Origin of the sequence: Streptomyces sp. SID12501 (assembly GCF_010550245.1) — a bacterium.
GTDB lineage: Bacteria > Actinomycetota > Actinomycetes > Streptomycetales > Streptomycetaceae > Streptomyces.
The window spans coordinates 14172-33616 of the sequence record NZ_JAAGLU010000044.1 but is presented as its reverse complement, the minus strand read 5'-3'; the positions used below and the strand labels follow the sequence as shown (position 1 = coordinate 33616).

The 19445-nt window shown below is 70.1% G+C and carries 16 protein-coding genes; 11 read left to right on the top strand and 5 right to left on the bottom strand.

The features are described 5' to 3' along the window. Positions 1-95: 95 nt before the first annotated feature. The gene (locus tag G3I71_RS38410) at positions 96-1922 is read right to left on the bottom strand and encodes a long-chain fatty acid--CoA ligase (RefSeq protein WP_164322396.1); all 1827 of its coding nucleotides are present in this window, start codon (positions 1920-1922) and stop codon (positions 96-98) included. Between the two features lie 258 nt (positions 1923-2180). Continuing rightward, positions 2181-3044, bottom strand: a complete 864-nt coding sequence (locus G3I71_RS38405) for a LysR substrate-binding domain-containing protein (RefSeq protein WP_164322393.1) — start codon at positions 3042-3044, stop codon at positions 2181-2183. A gap of 142 nt (positions 3045-3186) precedes the next feature. Here G3I71_RS38405 and G3I71_RS38400 point away from each other — a divergent pair, with 142 nt between their 5' ends. Further along, on the top strand, positions 3187-4236 hold the full coding sequence (locus G3I71_RS38400) for a bile acid:sodium symporter family protein (protein WP_343243192.1): 1050 nt from the start codon (positions 3187-3189) through the stop codon (positions 4234-4236). 73 nt (positions 4237-4309) lie between these two features. Here G3I71_RS38400 and G3I71_RS38395 read toward each other — a convergent pair whose 3' ends face one another. Both G3I71_RS38395 and G3I71_RS38390 read right to left on the bottom strand, forming a co-directional pair. Continuing rightward, on the bottom strand, positions 4310-6220 hold the full coding sequence (locus G3I71_RS38395) for a sialidase family protein (protein WP_164322391.1): 1911 nt from the start codon (positions 6218-6220) through the stop codon (positions 4310-4312). Positions 6221-6392: 172 nt separating this feature from the next. Beyond that, positions 6393-7352 carry a zinc-binding dehydrogenase gene (locus G3I71_RS38390; RefSeq protein ID WP_164322389.1) on the bottom strand — a complete coding sequence of 320 codons (960 nt, stop codon included), beginning with the start codon at positions 7350-7352 and terminating at the stop codon, positions 6393-6395. A 99-nt stretch (positions 7353-7451) separates the two neighbouring features. Here G3I71_RS38390 and G3I71_RS38385 point away from each other — a divergent pair, with 99 nt between their 5' ends. Beyond that, the gene (locus G3I71_RS38385) at positions 7452-7883 is read left to right on the top strand and encodes a MarR family winged helix-turn-helix transcriptional regulator (RefSeq protein WP_164322387.1); all 432 of its coding nucleotides are present in this window, start codon (positions 7452-7454) and stop codon (positions 7881-7883) included. A gap of 100 nt (positions 7884-7983) precedes the next feature. On the opposite strand, the gene fdhD is transcribed toward G3I71_RS38385, so the two are convergent. Next, positions 7984-8877: a formate dehydrogenase accessory sulfurtransferase FdhD gene (gene fdhD, locus G3I71_RS38380; protein ID WP_164322384.1), complete on the bottom strand. Its 894-nt coding sequence runs from the start codon at positions 8875-8877 to the stop codon at positions 7984-7986. A 338-nt stretch (positions 8878-9215) separates the two neighbouring features. On the opposite strand from fdhD, the gene G3I71_RS38375 reads away from it, so the two are divergent. The 9 genes from G3I71_RS38375 to G3I71_RS38340 all read left to right on the top strand — a co-directional run bounded on the left by G3I71_RS38375 (position 9216) and on the right by G3I71_RS38340 (position 19402). After that, on the top strand, positions 9216-10550 hold the full coding sequence (locus G3I71_RS38375) for an OFA family MFS transporter (protein ID WP_164322382.1): 1335 nt from the start codon (positions 9216-9218) through the stop codon (positions 10548-10550). Continuing rightward, positions 10525-10674 carry a hypothetical protein gene (locus tag G3I71_RS50480; protein WP_203732483.1) on the top strand — a complete coding sequence of 50 codons (150 nt, stop codon included), beginning with the start codon at positions 10525-10527 and terminating at the stop codon, positions 10672-10674. The genes G3I71_RS38375 and G3I71_RS50480 overlap by 26 nt, the downstream gene beginning before the upstream one ends. A 139-nt stretch (positions 10675-10813) precedes the next feature. Continuing rightward, positions 10814-11767 carry a beta-ketoacyl-ACP synthase III gene (locus G3I71_RS38370; RefSeq protein WP_164322380.1) on the top strand — a complete coding sequence of 318 codons (954 nt, stop codon included), beginning with the start codon at positions 10814-10816 and terminating at the stop codon, positions 11765-11767. A gap of 236 nt (positions 11768-12003) precedes the next feature. After that, complete coding sequence (locus G3I71_RS38365; protein WP_164322378.1) at positions 12004-13185, top strand: ROK family transcriptional regulator; 1182 nt, start codon at positions 12004-12006, stop codon at positions 13183-13185. A gap of 129 nt (positions 13186-13314) precedes the next feature. Beyond that, on the top strand, positions 13315-14892 hold the full coding sequence (locus G3I71_RS38360; protein WP_164322376.1) for a sugar ABC transporter ATP-binding protein: 1578 nt from the start codon (positions 13315-13317) through the stop codon (positions 14890-14892). Next, complete coding sequence (locus tag G3I71_RS38355) at positions 14889-15908, top strand: ABC transporter permease (protein ID WP_164322373.1); 1020 nt, start codon at positions 14889-14891, stop codon at positions 15906-15908. Before G3I71_RS38360 ends, G3I71_RS38355 begins: the two co-directional genes overlap by 4 nt. A 17-nt stretch (positions 15909-15925) precedes the next feature. Beyond that, positions 15926-16975: a substrate-binding domain-containing protein gene (locus tag G3I71_RS38350; protein WP_164322371.1), complete on the top strand. Its 1050-nt coding sequence runs from the start codon at positions 15926-15928 to the stop codon at positions 16973-16975. A 156-nt stretch (positions 16976-17131) separates the two neighbouring features. Then, the gene (locus G3I71_RS38345; RefSeq protein ID WP_164322363.1) at positions 17132-18382 is read left to right on the top strand and encodes a Gfo/Idh/MocA family protein; all 1251 of its coding nucleotides are present in this window, start codon (positions 17132-17134) and stop codon (positions 18380-18382) included. Positions 18383-18397: 15 nt separating this feature from the next. Then, positions 18398-19402: a sugar phosphate isomerase/epimerase gene (locus G3I71_RS38340; RefSeq protein ID WP_164322361.1), complete on the top strand. Its 1005-nt coding sequence runs from the start codon at positions 18398-18400 to the stop codon at positions 19400-19402. Positions 19403-19445: the final 43 nt, after the last annotated feature.

Below are 19445 nucleotides of genomic sequence, written 5' to 3'. Positions count from 1 at the left end.
GGCACGGATCGTGTCCGTGGTCCAGGCCGTCCCGGCAACGCGCCTTGAGATCCCTACGACGGGACGAAACGCGGTGAGTCGGGCCCGGTAGGGGGTCAGGCCTTGTACAGGGCCTCGACCTCCTTCACGTACGCGTCCTCGATCGCCTTGCGCTTCAGCTTCAGGGACGGGGTCAGCAGACCGTGTTCCTCGGTGAACGCCTGGGCCAGGATACGGAACGTACGGATCGACTCGGCCTTGGAGACCAGGGTGTTCGCGGCGACCACCGCACGCCGTACCTCCTTCTCCAGGTCCGGGTCGCGGACCAGTTCCGTCGAGGTCAGCTGCGGTTTGCCGCGCATCGTGAGCCAGTGCTCGACCGCCTCCCGGTCCAGGGTGATCAGAGCCGCGATGTACGGACGGTCGTTGCCGACCACGATGCACTGGGCGACCAGGGGATGGTCCCGGACGCGCTCCTCCAGGCCACCCGGGGCGACGCTCTTGCCGCCCGAGGTCACCAGGATCTCCTTCTTGCGGCCGGTGATCGTGAGGTAGCCGTCCTCGTCGAGGGAGCCCAGGTCGCCGGTGGCCAGCCAGCCGTCGTGCAGGGTCGCGTCCGTCGCCTTCTGGTTGTTCAGATAGCCCTGGAAGACGTTGTCGCCGCGCAGCCAGATCTCGCCGTCCTCCGCGATGTGCACGGTCGTGCCCGGGATGGCCTGGCCGACCGTGCCGTACCGGGTGCGCTCGGGCGGGTTCGCGGTGGCCGCGGCCGACGTCTCCGTCAGGCCGTACCCCTCGTAGATATGGACGCCCGCACCAGCGAAGAACAGGCCGAGGCGCCGGTCCATCCCCGAACCGCCCGTCATGGCGTGCCGCACGCGCCCGCCCATCGCGGCCCGGATCTTGGAGTACACGAGCTTCTCGTACAGCTGGTGCTGCATCCGCAGACCTGCCGACGGGCCGGGGCCCAGGTCCCAGGCCTTCTCCTCCACGGCCTCCGCGTACCGCACCGCGACCTCGACGGCCTTCTCGAACGGGCCGTCCCTGCCCTCCCGTTCGGCCTTGCGGCGGGCCGCGTTGAAGACCTTCTCGAAGATGTACGGCACGCCGAGGAAGAACGTCGGCCGGAACGTGGCGAGGTCGGGCAGCAGTGCCGCCGCGTTCAGCTGCGGCTGGTGGCCGAAACGCACCCCGCCGCGGATCGCGGCCACCTGCACCATCCGGCCGAAGACATGCGCCAGGGGCAGGAAGAGGAGGGTCGCCACCTCGTCGCCCTTCTTGGAGTGGAACACCGGTTCCCACCGCGCGATCATGGTGTCCGCCTCGAACATGAAGTTCGCGTGGGTGAGGACACAGCCCTTGGGGCGGCCCGTGGTGCCGGACGTGTAGATGATCGTCGCGGTCGACTCGGGCGTGACCGCGAGCCGGTGCCGGTGCACCACGTCGTCGTCGAGGTTCGCACCGGACTCGTACAGCTCCTGCACGGCGCCGACGTCGAGCTGCCACAGCCGGCGCAGCTCGGGCAGCCGGTCGATGACTGTGGCGATGGTCATCGCGTGGTCCTCGTGCTCCACCATCGCCGCCGTCACCTCGGCGTCGTACAGCATCCAGAAGACCTGCTCGGCCGAGGACGTCGGATAGACGGGCACCACCTGCGCGCCGATCGTCCACAGCGCGTAGTCGAAGAGCGTCCACTCGTAGCGCGTACGGGACATGATCGCGACCCGGTCCCCGAACCGGATGCCCTGCGAGAGCAGGCCCTTGGCGAGAGCCAGGACCTCGTCACGGAACTCGCCCGCGTTGACGTCCCGCCACTGGCCGGCGTCGTCCTTGCGGCCGAGCGAGACATGGAGGGGGTCTTCCTGGGCACGTTCGAACACCACGTCGGCCAGTCCGCCCACAGGCGGTGCCAACGCCAACGCAGGGTTGGTGAATTCGCGCAAACCCGCTCCTAGTGACGCTTTGCACAGCGCCGTGAAAGCTACCCCACGCCTTCACATCGCGGGAGGGGTTCCAAGCCGAGCGGTGTTCAGCTTCGATGCTGTCCCGAGGTGAAAAATACGTCTGTATGGGTAGAGGGCGGACACAACCGCCTGCGTCGGAGAAGATCCGGGTTCGGCAATCTCCACCGAATCCGACCGACCCGCTCACTCCCCGTGCCAGGCCTCTTGGGAATCTTTTTAAGGTCCCGGAGGTGGTCGTCAGCGCGGGTGCAGCCGGTCCCCGCTCGTCAGGATCGCCGCCGCCAGCGTGTCGGCCGCGCTCTGGGCCGACGTACGGCGGTGGCCGTGGACCAGGACGAAGTCGACCCGGCCCAGCTCGGGCAGCCCCGCGCGTTCGGGCACCCGGACCAGGCCGGGCGGGATCATCCCGCGCGAGTGGGCCATCACGCCGAGGCCCGCCCGGGCCGCTGCGATCAGGCCGTTGAGGCTGCCGCTGGTGCAGACGACACGCCATGCCCGGCCCTGCCGCTCCAGGGCCTCCATGGCGAGGGCGCGGGTGATGCCCGGCGGCGGATACACGATCAGCGGCACCGGGCGGTCGGGGTCCAGCCGGAGCCGCTGCGCGCCGATCCACACCAGCTCGTCGTGCCAGACCGGCTCGCCGCGCGGATCCTCGGGGCGTCGCTTGGCCAGGACGAGGTCCAGTTTCCCGGCGGCCAGCTGCTCGTGCAGGGTGCCCGACAGCTCGACCGTCAGCTCCAGATCCACCTCGGGATGGTCGTACCGGAAGGCCTCCAGGATCTCGGGCAGCCGGGTCAGTACGAAGTCCTCGGACGCGCCGAACCGCAGTCGGCCGCGCAGCCGCGTGCCGGTGAAGAAGGCCGTCGCCTGCTCGTGCACCTCCAGGATGCGGCGGGCGAAACCGAGCATCACCTCGCCGTCCTCGGTCAGCTCCACGGAGTGGGTGTCCCGGGAGAACAGCTGCCGGGACGCCGCGTCCTCCAGGCGCCGCACATGCTGGCTGACCGTCGACTGCCGCAGCCCGAGCCGTCGGGCGGCCTGCGTGAAGCTGAGCGTCTGGGCCACGGTCAGGAAGGTCCGCAGATGGGAGGGGTCGTACACCCCTCCACGCTACCCCGTTATCGCGAAACGTGATGACAGTCAGAGCGGTGTACGGGATTCCCGATCACGAACCGGAGGAGGACGATGGAAAGGGCACGACCGTCCCCGTACCTGACGTCCCTGTACTGAGTAGTGGAGCACCGTGAAACGCCTGAAGTGGCCGAGCTGGATGCCGATCGACCCCTACATCCTGCTGTTGCTCGGGACGGTGGGCCTCGCGGCACTCCTCCCGGCACGCGGGACGGGCGCCGACGTCGCCTCGGGTGCCTCCACGGCCGCCATCGCCTTCCTCTTCTTCCTCTACGGCGCCCGCCTCTCCACCCGAGAGGCGCTGGCGGGGCTGAAACACTGGCGGCTGCACGCCACGGTCCTCGCCTGTACGTTCGTCGTCTTCCCGCTGCTCGGCCTGGCCGCCCGTGGACTCGAACCGGTGTTCCTGACCCACGACCTCTACATCGGCCTGCTCTTCCTCACCCTCGTCCCGTCCACGATCCAGTCGTCCATAGCCTTCACCTCGATGGCCCGGGGCAACGTGCCCGCCGCGATCTGCGCGGGCTCCTTCTCCTCTCTTGTCGGCATCGTCGTCACCCCGCTGCTCGCGGCCACCCTGCTCGGCAGCACCGGCGGCGGCTTCTCGCTCGACTCGCTCCTCGAGATCGTGCTCCAGCTGCTGGTGCCGTTCCTCGCCGGGCAGCTGCTCCGGCGCTGGATCGGCACGTTCGTCACCCGGCACAAGAAGGTGCTGGGGCTGGTCGACCGCGGCTCGATCCTCCTCGTCGTCTACACCGCGTTCAGCGAGGGCATGGTCGAGGGCATCTGGCACCAGGTCGGCCCCGCCCGGCTCGGCGGCCTCCTGGTCGTCGAGGGCGTACTGCTCGCGGTGATGCTGGCGCTCACCTGGTACGGCGGCAAGGCGCTCGGCTTCGACCGTGAGGACCGGATCACGATCCAGTTCGCCGGCTCGAAGAAGTCCCTGGCGGCCGGACTGCCCATGGCGAGCGTCCTGTTCGGCGCCCAGGCCTCGCTGGCCGTGCTGCCGCTCATGCTCTTCCACCAGATGCAGCTGATGGTGTGCGCGGTGATCGCCAAGCGCCGCTCGCAGGACCCGGTGACAGCCGACCCGGTGGTCACCGGGCAGGACGCGGGCGGACCGTCCCGCGTGACGGCCGGTACGGCGACGTGTCACCGATGAGCCGTCCACGAGAGCCGGGCCCGGCCACAGAGGCCGGGCCCGGGTCCCGCGCGACGGCGATCTCCGTACGTCGTCAGGAGTGACGGGGATGTGAACGGCTCTCGTTCACCTTGTCCAGGGGCAGCCACAGGACCGTGCTGCCCGTGGCGCTCTCCTCGTCCGCGGTCGCCGTCATGGAGGCCGTGGACAGTTCCGCCGTACCCAACGCCCGGTCCCAGACCCGGACATCGTCGATCGCACCGCTGAAGTGCTGCAGACTGTCCACCCGTTGCCCGACGTGCACCCCGAACACCGAGTTGCGGCTGACGGATCCGGTCACGTCCGCCACGCTGACGGCCGTACCGTCGACGAAGAGCGTGAACTGGCCGCCGCCACGGCGCAGGGCCGCGAAGTGCCACTGGCCGTCGTTGTAGGTGCCCACGGAGGTCGCGGACGCCGTCCTGACGGCCGACGCGCCGTCCCGGACGGTCATCAGGCCCCGTACCCGGTTGCTCGCGGGCTCGGCGCGGAGCCAGACCTGCGGCTGGGTGGAGCCCACCCCGCCCATCCACAGCAGCGGCCGGTCACCGGCCGTCGCCGTGGTGCGGAACCAGAGCGCCACGGTGAAGTCCTTGGTGCCGAGCGGCAGCCGGTCGCTGTACGGGAGGCGCACGGCGTCGTCCACGCCGTCGAACTCCAGCGCGCCGCCACCGAACACCCCGGTGGTCGCCGTGGCGCCGCCCAGAACGGCGGCCGGTCGGGCCTGCGGGGCCAGGTCACGGGTGGTCGGGTCCGGACCGCGCGCCGGTGTCAGCCAGTCCTCGGTGAAGCGGGCGAAGCGGATCTCGTCGCGTGCGTCGACGGTGCCGGCCTCGTACATCAGGCCCGCCGTCCCGCTGTCGATCTTCACCAGGTCGGAGTAGCCCGACCAGTCCCGGGTGACGACCGTGCCCCGGTCCACGCTGTCCCAGGTGCGTCCGCCGTCGTACGAGGAGCGGATCATCATCGTCCGGCGCCGGTCGGGATCGCCCGGGCAGGCCAGCAGCACGCGGGCGCCCAGGCCCACCGTGGAGCACTGGACCTGGGGTGCGTAGAGATCCGGGAGGGCGCGGAAGGGAGTGACGAAGCTGCTGCCGCCGTCCGCGCTGAAGGCCTGGGTGCGGTGTCCGAGATCGGTACCGTCCTGTTCCCGGCCGCTGACCAGGATCACCCCGTCCGAGCGCTCCGTGATCGTCACCTCGGACGGTTTCTGCCGGAAGGTGCCGTCCGCCGCGATCGGCCAGCTGTCGGTGGCACCGACCTTCCAGTGGTCGCCGCCGTCGTCGCTGATGATCAGCGCGGCGTGGTTGGCGCTGATCCGACTGCCGTCCCACGACTCGGTGTTGACGCCGAAGACGAGCCGGCCGGCGTGCTCGCCCCGGGTGAGCTGGATGCCGTGCACGGGGCCCGTCGCGTACCAGGAGTTCCACTCGGGCGGCATGATCTCGGCGCTCAGGTCGCGCGGCTCGGACCAGTTCAGTCCGTCGTCGTCGCTGTACTGCAGATGGGGGGTACGGTCGCACGGCACCGGGCAGTTGCCGCCGCCCCGGCCCGTGTTCCAGCTCTGCGCGAGGAGGATGCGGCCGGTCTCCCGGTCCACGATCGGCGCCGGGTTGCCGTGCGTGTCGACCCCGCCGTCGTTGACGACCTGGACGGGGCCCCAGGTGCGCCCGTCGTCGGTCGACCGCTTGACGACGATATCGATGTCACCGGCGTCCCCGCAGTTGTCCTTCCGTCCCTCGGAGAAGGCCAGCAGCGTGCCCTTCAGGGTCCGGACGATCGCGGGGATCCGGTAGCAGGCGTAACCGGGGTCCTGGGAGGCCCGGAAGAGCACCTGCTGCTCGAACGTGGCCGTCTCGGTGGCCTGTTCGGCACCTGCGGGGCTCGGCATCGCGAGCAGCAGAGCGGCCGTGGTGAACACGGCCGTGAGGGTGGATCTGAATCGTGCGCGAAGACTTGACGGCATGTACGGCCCTGCCCTTCAACGTCTGGACTTCATGCGTCTGGACTTCAGAGTTCGTGACTTCAGAGGTCTGGACATCTGAACAATCGGGCATCCGAAAATCTGGACATCCTACGTCCAGCGTGCGCGCATCAGACGGTAGTTGGATGCTCAGCCGCCCCACAAGAACCGTGTGTCAAGGGATCAGGACAACCTTGCCGAGGTTGGTCCGGGACTCGATGACCCGGTGTGCGCCGGCCGCGTCCGCCAGGGCGAACTCCCCGTGCACCACCGGTCGTACGGCTCCTTCGGTGAACAGCCTCCACAGCTCGCGGCGCCACCGCTCGTACAACTCGGGTTGCTCGCGGGCTATTCGGCGCAGCTGGAACCCGGTGACGGTCGTGCCGCCCACCAGCAGGTCGTACGCGTCGATAGTGCCGCCGCCCGAGCTGTACGCGACGAGCCGCCCGCCGGGGGCGAGGGCGGCCGGCGCCGGGGTGAGCGACGCACCGCCGACCGCGTCGAGGACGTAGTCCACGGAGGCGAACCCGCCCTCCGGGCTCCCTTCGGCCGGCCGGCCGTGACCGGGTCGGCCCAGCCGGTCGTACGGGACCACCTCGTCGGCTCCGAGGCCGCGCACGAAGTCGGCCTTGGCCGGGTCGGAGACGGCGCCGACCACCCGGGACGCACCGCGCGTCCGCGCGAGCTGCACCGCGAGCTGCCCGACGCCGCTCGCAGCCCCTGTGATCAGCGCTGTTTCGCCCGGTGTCGGGCGGGCCGCGGACAGAGCGCCGAGGGCGACCAGTCCGCTGCGGACGAGCGCGACCGCGTCGACCGCAGAGGCGCCGTCGGGCACGGGGGAGTCCATGCCTTCCTGGAGCACCGCGAAGTCTGCGTAACCGTGGCCGAAACAGAGCCCGGTGACCCGGTCGCCCGGCCGGAAGCCGGTCACTCCGGCCCCCGACGTCGTGACCTTCCCGGCGATCTCGCCGCCCAGCGGGACCGGTTCGGCGGCCTCGGTCACCTTGCGGACGACGGGGAGGGTGACGCCGATCGCCTCGCAGCGCACGAGGAGCTCACCGGGCCCGGGCTCGGGCACGAGGGCCTCTTCAAGGAACAGGGGACCACCTGTGTGCCCGTACCGAACACGGCGCATCCGCACCTCGCACCTCATGCCTCTGGAAAACCGTTGGGAGCCCCAACGATAAACGTATAACCATTGGGAGGTCCAATGATTATTGGTTAGTCTTTCCGCATGTCTGTCGAACTTCGTTCCATACGCGTCCTCCCCAGCTGGATCCTGGGGAGGGCCGCCGATCGTGGACGGGCGCTGGTCGCCGCGGCGCTGGCCGACGAGGGGCTGAAGATGTGGCACCACGTGGTGCTCTCCGCCGTCGCGGAGCTGGGCCCGGTCGCGCAGGCCGAACTGGTGCGCGGGGTGGGGCTCGATGCCAAGGACATGGTCGGCGTTCTCAACGACCTTCAGGACGCCTCGCTGGTCGTGCGCGCACCCGATCCGCACGACCGACGCAAGAACGCGGTGACGGTCACGGCGGACGGGCGGCGGCTGCTGGCCCGCTGCGAGCGGGCCGCGCGCAAGGCCAACGACGAGCTGCTGGCGCCGCTCACGGTCGTGGAGCGCGAGCTGTTCATGGGCCTGCTCGCCCGGGTGTCGGGTGCGACGTAGCCGACAGGTCAGCGGGCAGTCGGATAGAGGCGGGGCCCCACCGGCGCAGGGGGCGCTCCCCGCCGTTCGAGGCCCCGCCGCCGTGCCGCGGGGAAGCCGGTCAGCCCTGGGAGGCCGCGGCCTGCAGGGCGATACGGTCCTCGCCCGCGTACACGTTCATGTTGGCGCCCCGGAGGAACCCCACCAGGGTCAGCCCCGACTCGGCCGCCAGGTCGACGGCGAGCGACGAGGGCGCCGAGACGGCCGCCAGTACCGGAATCCCCGCCATGACCGCCTTCTGTGCCAGCTCGAACGAAGCCCGGCCGGAGACCAGCAGGATCACGCGGGACAAGGGGAGGTCGCCGTTCTGCAGCGCCCGGCCGACCAGCTTGTCGACCGCGTTGTGCCGGCCCACGTCCTCGCGGATGTCGATCAGCTCGCCCTCCTCCGTGAACAGGGCCGCCGCGTGCAGACCCCCGGTCCGGTCGAACACCCGTTGGGACGCCCGGAGCCGGTCGGGGAGGCTCGCGAGCAGTTCGGGCGTCAGCCGGACCGGGGGAGCGTCGTCGCCGTCGTCGATGGGCCAGCGGGCCGTCGTGCGTACCGCGTCCAGACTCGCCTTGCCGCACAGGCCGCACGAGGACGTCGTGTACACGTTCCGCTCCAGCGTGATGTCGGGCAGCACCACGTCCGGAGCCGTCCGCACGTCCACCACGTTGTACGTGTTCGAGCCTCCCCCACTCTCGGCTCCGCTCGAGCGGGAGGCGCCCCCACCCGTGGCACCCGCGCAGTACACGATGTTCTGCAGGTCGCGCCGCTCGGCCAGCACGCCCTCGCTCACCAGGAAGCCGGCGGCGAGCGCGAAGTCGTCGCCCGGTGTCCGCATGGTGATGGCGATCGGCTTGCCGTTCAGCCTGATCTCCATGGGTTCCTCGGCGACGAGCGTGTCCGGACGGGTGGAGATCGCACCGTCCCGGATCCGGATCACCTTGCGTCGTTCCGTGACTCGTCCCATGTCCTGATCAGCCCCGGTTCTGTACGTGCTGGTAGGTGACCTTCGCGATCCATTGTCCTGCACGTGCGCAGTGGCTCAGCGGCCCACCGGGCCCTGTTGCCGAAAGGGAATAGTTGACGACATATTGTCTACAGTATGGGAGGTGGGTCGGCAAGAGGTGTGGCACGGGTCGGAGCGATGGCGGCGCGTCCCGGAACGCCACCCCGTGCGTCCCGGGAGGCCGTTCGTCCGGTCCGAACTACCGTTCGGCGCAGTCTGGATACCGTTCACCGCATACGGTCGGCGAGTTCGACCGGCCACCTTCCCAACCGTGCGGCCGGTTCCTATCGTCCGGGATCATGAGTCCCCCCATCGCGCCCCCCGGCTGGAGCCGCTGGCTCGTACCGCCGGCCGCCCTCTCGGTCCACCTCTCCATCGGTCAGGCCTACGCCTGGAGCGTCTTCAAGCCGCCGCTGGAATCCGCGCTCGGCCTCAGCGGCACGCAGAGCGCGCTGCCCTTCCAGCTCGGCATTGTCATGCTCGGCCTGTCCGCCGCGTTCGGCGGCACCCTCGTCGAGCGCAACGGGCCGCGCTGGGCCATGACCGTCGCCCTGGTCTGCTTCTCCTCCGGCTTCCTGATCGCCTCGCTCGGCGCCGCCACCGAGCAGTACTGGCTGATCGTCTTCGGCTACGGCTTCGTCGGCGGCATCGGCCTCGGCATCGGCTACATCTCGCCCGTCTCCACTCTGATCAAGTGGTTCCCGGACCGGCCCGGCATGGCCACCGGCATCGCGATCATGGGCTTCGGCGGCGGCGCGCTCATCGCCTCGCCCTGGTCGGCGCAGATGCTGGAGTCGTTCGGCTCCGACAGCTCCGGGATAGCGCTCGCCTTCCTCGTGCACGGACTGACGTACGCCGTGTTCATGTCGCTCGGGGTGCTCCTGGTGCGGGTGCCGCGCGGCGGGAAGCCCGCCGCAGGCGGGGCGAGCGGGCCGAGCGCCCTCACGGGCGTCCAGGTCTCCGCGCGCAGCGCCGTGCGGACCCCGCAGTTCTGGTGCCTGTGGGTCATCCTCTGTATGAACGTGACCGCGGGCATCGGCATTCTGGAGAAGGCCGCGCCGATGATCAAGGACTTCTTCGCGGACAGCTCCACCCCGGTCTCGGTGTCGGCGGCGGCCGGTTTCGTCGCGCTGCTGTCGGCGGCCAACATGGCGGGCCGGATCGGCTGGTCGTCCACCTCCGACCTGATCGGCCGTAAGAACATCTACCGCGTCTACCTCGGCGTGGGGGCGCTGATGTACGCGTCGATCGCCTGGTTCGGGGACTCCTCCAAGCCGGTGTTCATCCTGTGCGCCCTGGTGATCCTCTCCTTCTACGGCGGCGGCTTCGCCACTGTCCCCGCCTATCTGAAGGACCTCTTCGGGACCTACCAGGTCGGCGCGATCCACGGGCGGCTGCTCACCGCCTGGTCCACGGCCGGTGTCCTCGGCCCGCTGATCGTCAACTGGATCGCCGACCGGCAGGAGGAGGCCGGCAAGACCGGCTCGGCTCTCTACGGGCTGTCGTTCTACATCATGATCGGACTGCTCGCCGTCGGTTTCGTCGCCAACGAACTCGTCCGCCCCGTCGACCCCCGCCACCACATCCCCGCACCGAAGGAGGCCGCCGATGTCCAGCGACAGCAGTCCGTCTGAAGGCGCGGGCCCGCCGCCCGACCGCCGGCCCCTGATCGCGTTCGCCTGGCTGTGGGTGGGGGCGCCGCTGTGTTACGGCGTGTACGAGCTGGTGCAGAAGGCGACACAGCTGTTCACGGGGTAGGTGTTCGGTCACGCCGTGCTCTGATAGAAGCCGACAACCCGGCCGCGTTAATCCTGTGGCATCGCGTGCCGCCGTACTGGTGAGTCACTGATCAGACTGGTGGATCCCGCTACCGAAAAGCAGCAAGGGGGACCCACCCATGAACGGCTCGCGCATCGCCGCCGTCGGTCACTACCAGCCCGCCAAGGTGCTCACCAACGAGGATCTGGCGGGTCTGGTCGACACCAACGACGAGTGGATCAGAAGCCGGGTGGGCATCCGTACGCGCCACATCGCCGGTCCCGACGAGCCCGTCGACGAGCTGGCCGCGCATGCCGCCGCCAAGGCGCTCGCGGCGGCGGGCCTGACCGCGAGCGACATCGACCTCGTCCTCGTCGCCACCTCGACCGCCGTCGACCGCTCCCCGAACATGGCCGCCCGGGTCGCGAACCGGCTCGGCATGCCCTCGCCGGCCACGATGGACCTCAACGTCGTGTGCGCCGGCTTCACCCACGCCCTGGCCGCGGCCGACCACGCGGTCCGGGCCGGGGGATCGGTCCGGGCCCTGGTCATCGGCGCCGACAAGATGTCCGCGGTGGCGGACTGGACCGACCGCACGACCTGCGTACTCGTCGGGGACGGTGCGGGCGCGGCGGTCGTCGAAGCCTGTCCGGCGGACGCGCCGGGACCCGCCGGAATCGGGCCCGTGCTGTGGGGCTCGGTGCCCGAGATGGGAAACGCGGTACGGATCGAGGGCACGCCCTCACGGTTCGCGCAGGAGGGGCAGAGCGTCTACCGCTGGGCCACCACCCAGCTGCCGCGCATGGCCCGCCAGGCCTGCGAGCGCGCGGGCCTGGCCCCCGAGGACCTCGCCGCCGTCGTCCTGCACCAGGCCAACCTGCGCATCATCGAACCGCTGGCGGCGAAGATCGGCGCGGTGAACGCCGTCGTGGCACGCGATGTCGTCGAGTCCGGCAACACCTCGGCCGCCAGTATCCCGCTCGCCTTCTCGAAGCTGGTCGAGCGCGGCGAGATCTCCACCGGCGACCCGGTCCTGCTGTTCGGCTTCGGCGGCAACCTCTCGTACGCCGGGCAGGTCGTCCTCTGCCCGTGAGCGGGGCGGTCTCACGGGCCTGCCATGGACGGGGTGGGCCCTCCGCGGCCCACACAGGGCTCCTTCGGGACGCCTGTTTCTTTGTCCTCTCAGTGGAAGAAGTAGGCGGCAATCTCTGCTCAACTTCTTCCCAGCCCCGGCAGTCGCTGCTACGTTCCACTCCAAAGCCCGGCGAAGTGGCCGGAAGGCAGTGGCCGGTTGGTTCCTGACTAGGCGGGGAGGGGCCAGTGAGACGCATGACCGCTCGACCCGCGAACGCCCACCAGTCCCGGCTGCTGCGTCTGTTGCGTGACGGCGGGCCCAACTCCCGGGCCCAGCTGGGGGATCAGATCGACCTGTCACGGTCCAAGCTGGCCGTGGAGGTGGACCGGCTCCTGGAGACGGGCCTGGTCGTGGCCGACGGACTCGCCGCCTCGCGAGGCGGTCGCCGCTCCCACAACATCCGGCTCGCCCCCGCCCTGCGCTTCCTCGGCGTCGACATCGGCGCGACCTCGATCGACATCGCGGTCACCAACGCCGAACTGGAAGTGCTGGGACACCTCAACCAACCCATGGACGTACGCGAGGGCCCGGTCGCGGTCTTCGAGCAGGTCCTGTCCATGGCCGCCAAGCTGAGAGCCTCCGGGCTCGCGGAGGGGTTCGACGGCGCCGGCATCGGCGTCCCGGGCCCGGTCCGCTTCCCCGAAGGCGTACCGGTCGCCCCGCCGATCATGCCCGGTTGGGACGGCTTCCCCGTCCGGGAGGCGCTCAGCCAGGAACTGGGCTGTCCGGTGATGGTCGACAACGACGTGAACCTGATGGCGATGGGGGAGCAGCACGCGGGCGTCGCCCGTTCCGTGGGCGACTTCCTCTGCGTCAAGATCGGCACCGGAATCGGCTGCGGCATCGTCGTCGGCGGTGAGGTCCACCGCGGGGTGACGGGCAGCGCCGGCGACATCGGCCACATCCAGGCGGTGCCCGACGGGCGCCCTTGCGCCTGCGGCAACCGGGGCTGCCTGGAAGCCCACTTCAGCGGCGCCGCTCTCGCCCGCGACGCCAAAGAGGCGGCCCAGCAAGGACGTTCGGCGGAACTCGCGGCCCGATGGGAGGCGAACGGCGCCCTGAGCGCCGTCGACGTCGCCGCCGCCGCTGCCGCCGGGGACGCCACCTCGCTCGACCTGATCCGCGAGGGCGGCAACCGCACCGGCCAGGTCATCGCCGGTCTCGTCAGCTTCTTCAACCCCGGCCTGGTGGTGATCGGCGGCGGGGTGACCGGCGTCGGCCACACCCTGCTCGCCGCGATCAGAACCCAGGTCTACCGCCAGTCGCTGCCACTGGCGACCGGCAACCTGCCCATCGTTCTGGGGGAGTTGGGCCCCACCGCCGGAGTCATCGGCGCGTCCCGCCTCATCAGCGACCACCTGTTCTCACCCGCGTAGGCCGCCTCCTTACCCGAGCCACCCGACGCACACCACCAGCACAGCGCCCTGCTCTGCCCTGCGCAAAACGCCTGCCCGGCAGGCGATCCACCCTGCAACCGGCCCGCACGCCCGCCAAGGGGAACCGTCATGGCACCAGAACCACCGCTGCTCAGCATGTCCGGCATCACCAAGTCGTTCCCCGGAGTCCGGGCCCTCGACGGCGTCGACCTCGACGTCCAGGCCGGTGAAGTGCACTGTCTGCTCGGCCAGAACGGGGCCGGAAAGTCCACTCTCATCAAGGTCCTGGCCGGCGCCCACCAGCCCGACGACGGCACGATCAGCTGGCGCGGCGAGCCGGTCACCCTGCGCTCGCCCATCGCCGCCATGCGCCTCGGCATCGCCACCATCTACCAGGAACTCGACCTGGTGGAAGGCCTGTCGGTGGCCGAGAACGTCCACCTCGGGCATGAACCCACGGCCGCCGGATTCGTCGTACGGGGCAAGGCCGCCAAAGCGTCGACTGCCGTGCTGCTCAGGCGACTCGGGCATCCGGAGGTCGAACCGGGGCGCCTGGTGGGGGAGTTGTCGGCGGCGCAGCGGCAGATCGTGTCCATGGCGCGGGCGCTCTCCCACGACGTACGGCTGATCGTCATGGACGAACCGTCCGCCGCGCTCGACCCGGAGGAGGTCGACAACCTCTTCCGTATCGTCGGCGACCTGACCGCCGACGGGGTCGCCGTCGTCTACATCTCGCACCGCCTGGAGGAGATCCGCCGTATCGGCGACCGCGTGACCGTGCTCAAGGACGGCCGGGCGGTGGCCGGCGGACTCCCCGCCAAGTCCACACCGACCCGCGAGGTCGTCGCCCTGATGACCGGCCGCAACGTCGAGTACGTCTTCCCGGACCGCCCCGCGACACAGGGGGACGCGGGCATCGCGCCGGTCCTCGAAGTCCAGGGGCTCGCCAGGGAGGGCGAGTTCGCGCCCGTCGACCTCACCGTGCGCCCCGGCGAGATCGTCGGGCTTGCCGGACTGGTCGGGTCGGGTCGCTCGGAGATCCTGGAGACGATCTACGGCGCCCGCAAGCCGACAGCCGGGCAAGTGCTCGTCGACGGAAGGGTGTTGAGGCCCGGAAGCGTACGGGCCGCAGTGCGCGCCGGGCTCGGGCTCGCCCCCGAGGAACGCAAGGCGCAGGCCCTCCTGATGCTGGAGTCCGTCACCCGCAATGTGTCGGTCTCCTCCATGTCCCGCTTCGCACGCGGAGGTTGGATCGACCGGGGCGCCGAACTGGAAGCCGCCCGCGCCGCCACCCGTGAGCTCTCGCTACGCCCCGACAACCCCTCCGTACCCGTCCGCACCCTCTCCGGCGGCAACCAGCAGAAGGCCGTCCTCGCCCGCTGGCTGCTGCGCGGCTGCCGTGTCCTGCTCCTCGACGAACCCACCCGGGGAGTCGACGTCGGCGCCCGCGCCGAGCTGTACGCGGTGATCCGCCGCCTCGCCGACGAGGGCCTCGCCGTCCTGCTGGTCTCCAGTGAAGTGCCCGAGGTGCTCGGCCTCGCCGACCGCGTCCTGGTCCTGCGTGAGGGCCAGGTCGTCCACACGGCACCCGCCCGTGAACTCGACGAACACCGCGTGCTCGACCTCGTGATGGAAGGAGCCCCTGTGGCCAGCGCATCCTCTGCGGCCGGCAGCCCCGCGGCCGGTGAAAGGGGCCCCGCATCATGACGCAGCCCGTGTCCCCGCCGCGCACCACCACCGACAAGGTCCCGTCGGCCGGTCGACTCCCGGCCTGGCGAGGCGTGGTGGCCCGCGCCGACATCCGCACCCTCTCCCTCCTCGGTGTCCTCGCCGCACTGATCGTCGTCGGCGGGATCACCAAGCCCGACGAGTTCCTCGACACCCGCAACCTCCAACTCGTCCTCACCCAGGGCTCGGTGATCGGTGTCGTCACCGTCGGGATGACCTTCGTCATCATGTCGGGCGGCATCGACCTGTCGGTCGGCGCGATCGTGGCCCTCTCCTCGGTGTGGGCGACCACCGTCGCCACCCAGGAGTACGGCTTCGCCGGCATCCTCTTCACCGCCGTACTCGTCGGACTGGGCTGCGGACTGGTCAACGGGCTGCTCATCGCGTACGGCGGGATGGTCCCGTTCATCGCCACGCTCGCCATGCTGGCCTCGGCGCGCGGACTCGCCCTCCAGATCACGGACGGTTCGACGCAGATCGTCACGATCGACAGCGTCCTCGACCTCGGCGAGCGCGACGCGTACATCCTCGGCATCCCGCCACTGGTGCTGGTCTTCGCGGTAGTGACGATCATCGGCTGGCTGATCCTGAACCGCACCACCTTCGGCCGCCGCACGGTCGCCGTGGGCGGCAACGCGGAGGCGGCCCGCCTGGCCGGCATCGACGTACGCCGCCAGCGCCTCTACCTGTACCTCCTGTCCGGGCTGTGCTGCGGGATCGCCGCCTTCCTGCTGATCATCCTGTCCGGCTCGGGCCAGAACACCAACGGCAACCTGTACGAGCTGGACGCAATCGCTGCCGCGATCATCGGCGGCACGCTGCTCAGCGGGGGTCGCGGCACCATCGTCGGCTCCGTGCTGGGCGTCCTGATCTTCACCACGATCACCAACATCTTCGCCCTGAACAACCTGCAGAGCGATGTGCAGCAGATCGCCAAGGGCGCGATCATCGTCGCCGCCGTGCTCGTCCAGCGCCGTACCGCAAGCACGACCTGAGGGAAGGGTTCACCGCCATGCCAGAGCCGACGCCTTTCACAAGCCGCAGAGGACTGCTCTTCGGGACCGCCGCCGTCGGGGCGGGAGTCCTGCTCACCGGTTGCACAAGCAATGAGCCCGATGACGAGCCCGCCGCGAACGACGACCGGCCGGCCGCCGCCGACACCCCCGGCAAGGCCGTCACCATCGGCTTCGCCGGACCGCAGGCCGACCACGGCTGGCTCAACGCGATCAACGACAACGCCAAGAGCCGGGCGAAGAAGTACTCCGACGTGACGCTGGAGATCACCGAGGGCTCGAACGACACCGCCGCGCAGATCGGCCAGATCGAGACGCTGATCAACAAGAAGGTCGACGTGCTGGTGATCCTGCCCGCCGACGGCAAGGCGCTCACCCAGGTCGGTCTGAAGGCGATGCGCGCCGGCATCCCGGTCGTCAACCTGGACCGGATCTTCAACACCCCGCAGGCGTACCGCTGTTGGATAGGCGGCGACAACTACGGCATGGGCCTCAACGCCGGTCACTACATCGGCGAGCAGCTCAAGGACGTCGACGACGCCAAGGTCATCGAACTCGCCGGCCTCGACAACCTGGAACTGACCAAGCAGCGCACCCAGGGCTTCGACGACGCCCTGAAGAACTACCCGAACATCAAGAAGGTCGCCCGCCAGGCCGCCGAGTTCACGGTCGAGTCGGGCCAGGCCAAGATGGCCCAACTCCTCCAGGCGCAGTCCAAGTTCAACGCCCTGTGGAACCACGACGACGACCAGGGCGTGGGCGCGCTGCGGGCGATCGAACAGGCCGGCCGCGACGACTTCCTGATGGTCGGCGGCGCGGGCGCCCTCTCCGCCTTCCAGGCCATCAAGCAGGACAACGGTGTCCTGAAGGCGACGGTGCTCTATCCGCCCACGATGGCCGCCTCGGCGATCGACCTGGCCCGTGCGCTCGGCCAGGGCAAGGGAGTCAGCGGCCTCTCCGAGTTCGAGATCCCGTCGTCCCTGACGCTCTACTCGGCGGTCGTCGACAAGGCCAACGTCGATCAGTACATGCCGACCGGCTTCAAGTAGAGGCAACGGGCCAGGAGCCGTGCTCCAAAGGGGCGCGGGGCTGTATCGAACATGCGGCTCCGCCGCGTGGGCGCGACCAGCCGCGACGCGCCCGCAGGCGACACACCGCGCTGCCTGCGGAGCGCTTGGCGCCACCACCACGAGGAGGACATCCGCATGGCACAGCCGCAGGCAGGCGCCGCCGAGGCCGACAAGCCGACGCTGGGCGTCGGCATGGTCGGATACGCGTTCATGGGCGCAGCCCACTCCCAGGGCTGGCGTACCGTGGGCCATGTCTTCGACCTGCCCCGGCGCCCGGCGCTCGCCGCGATCTGCGGCCGGGACCCCGGTGCCGTCCGAGCGGCAGCGAACAGGCACGGCTGGGCGGCGGCCGAGACCGACTGGCGTGCCCTGATCGAACGGGACGACGTCGACCTCGTCGACATCTGCACCCCCGGCGACAGCCACGCCGAGATCGCCCTCGCCGCCCTCGCCGCGGGCAAACACGTACTGTGCGAGAAGCCCCTCGCGAACACCGTCGAGGAAGCCATGGCGATGACTGCGGCGGCCGAAGAGGCCGAGCGGCGCGGCCAGTTGGCCATGGTCGGCTTCAACTACCGCCGCCTGCCGGCCACCGCGCTCGCCCGTTCCATGGTCGCCGAGGGCAGGCTCGGCAGCCTGCGGCACGTACGGGTGACGTACCTTCAGGACTGGCTGGTGGACCCGGAGTTCCCGCTCACCTGGCGGCTGCGCAAGGAGTCGGCGGGGTCGGGCGCGCTCGGCGACCTGGGCGCGCACATCGTCGACCTCGCCCAGTATCTCGCCGGCGAACCCCTCGCCGGAGTCTCCGCCATCACCGAAACCTTCGTACGGGAACGCCCGTTGCCCGGCGGTACGACCAGCGGCCTGACCGCCACCGCGACCGCCGGCGCCGGACAGGTCACCGTGGACGACGCCGCCGTGTTCACCGGCCGCTTCGCCTCGGGCGCCCTCGCCTCCTTCGAGGCCACCCGGTACGCGACCGGCCGCAAGAACGCTCTGCGCATCGAACTCAACGGCGAACGCGGCTCGTTGGCCTTCGACCTGGAGCGCCTCAACGAACTCGCCTACCACGACGGCACCGAACCCGGCACGCACGCGGGCTTCCGCCGCATCCTCGTCACCGAACCCGACCACCCCTACCTGGACGCCTGGTGGCCGCCGGGTCACGGCCTCGGCTACGAGCACTCCTTCGTCCATCAGGCCCGCGACCTCGTCCTGGCGATAGCGGAGGGCAGCCGGCCCCGGCCGTCCTTCGCGGAGGGCCTCCAGGTGCAACGCGTCCTGGCGGCGGTGGAGGAGAGCGCGGAGAAGAACTCCGTCTACACACCCATAGCGGGCTCACCCGTATCGATCAAACCGGTATCGATCTCACCCCTGTCGGACTGAGGAGGCTCGACGAGAATGCCGCGCGACTTCACACTTTTCACCGGCCAGTGGGCCGACCTGCCTCTCGAAGAGGTCTGCCGCCTCGCCCGTGACTTCGGCTACGACGGACTCGAACTCGCCTGCTGGGGCGACCACTTCGAGGTCGACAAGGCCCTGGCGGACCCGTCCTATCTGGAGGGGCGTCACCAACTCCTCGACAAGTACGGCCTCAAGTGCTGGGCGATCTCCAACCATCTGGTCGGCCAGGCCGTCTGTGACGCCATCATCGACGAGCGGCACCAGGCGATCCTGCCCGCCCGTATCTGGGGCGACGGCGACGCTGAGGGAGTACGGCAGCGTGCGGCGGCCGAGATCGCCGACACGGCACGGGCCGCCGCGGCCTTCGGCGTCGACACCGTCATCGGCTTCACCGGCTCCGCGATCTGGCACCTCGTCGCCATGTTCCCGCCCGCCCCCGAGTCGATGATCGACCGCGGCTACCAGGACTTCGCCGACCGCTGGAACCCGATCCTCGACGTCTTCGACGCCCAGGGCGTGCGGTTCGCACACGAGGTCCACCCGAGCGAGATCGCCTATGACTACTGGACAACCCAGCGTGCGCTGACGGCAGTCGACCACCGGCCGGCCTTCGGTCTGAACTTCGACCCCTCGCACTTCGTGTGGCAGGACCTCGACCCGGTCGGCTTCCTGTGGGACTTCCGCGACCGGATATACCACGTCGACTGCAAGGAGGCCCGCAAGCGGCTCGACGGCCGCAACGGCCGCCTCGGCTCGCATCTGCCCTGGGGCGACCCGCGGCGCGGCTGGGACTTCGTGTCGGCCGGCCATGGCGACGTCCCCTGGGAGGACGTCTTCCGCATGCTGCGCTCCATCGACTACCGGGGGCCCATCTCCGTGGAGTGGGAGGACGCCGGCATGGACCGGCTCCAGGGCGCCCCCGAGGCGCTGACCCGCCTCAAGGCGTACGACTTCGACCCGCCGTCGGCCTCGTTCGACGCGGCGTTCGGCAGCAACGACTGAGCCGCTCCTGAACGTTCCACCGAGCTGCTTCTGAATGTTCCGG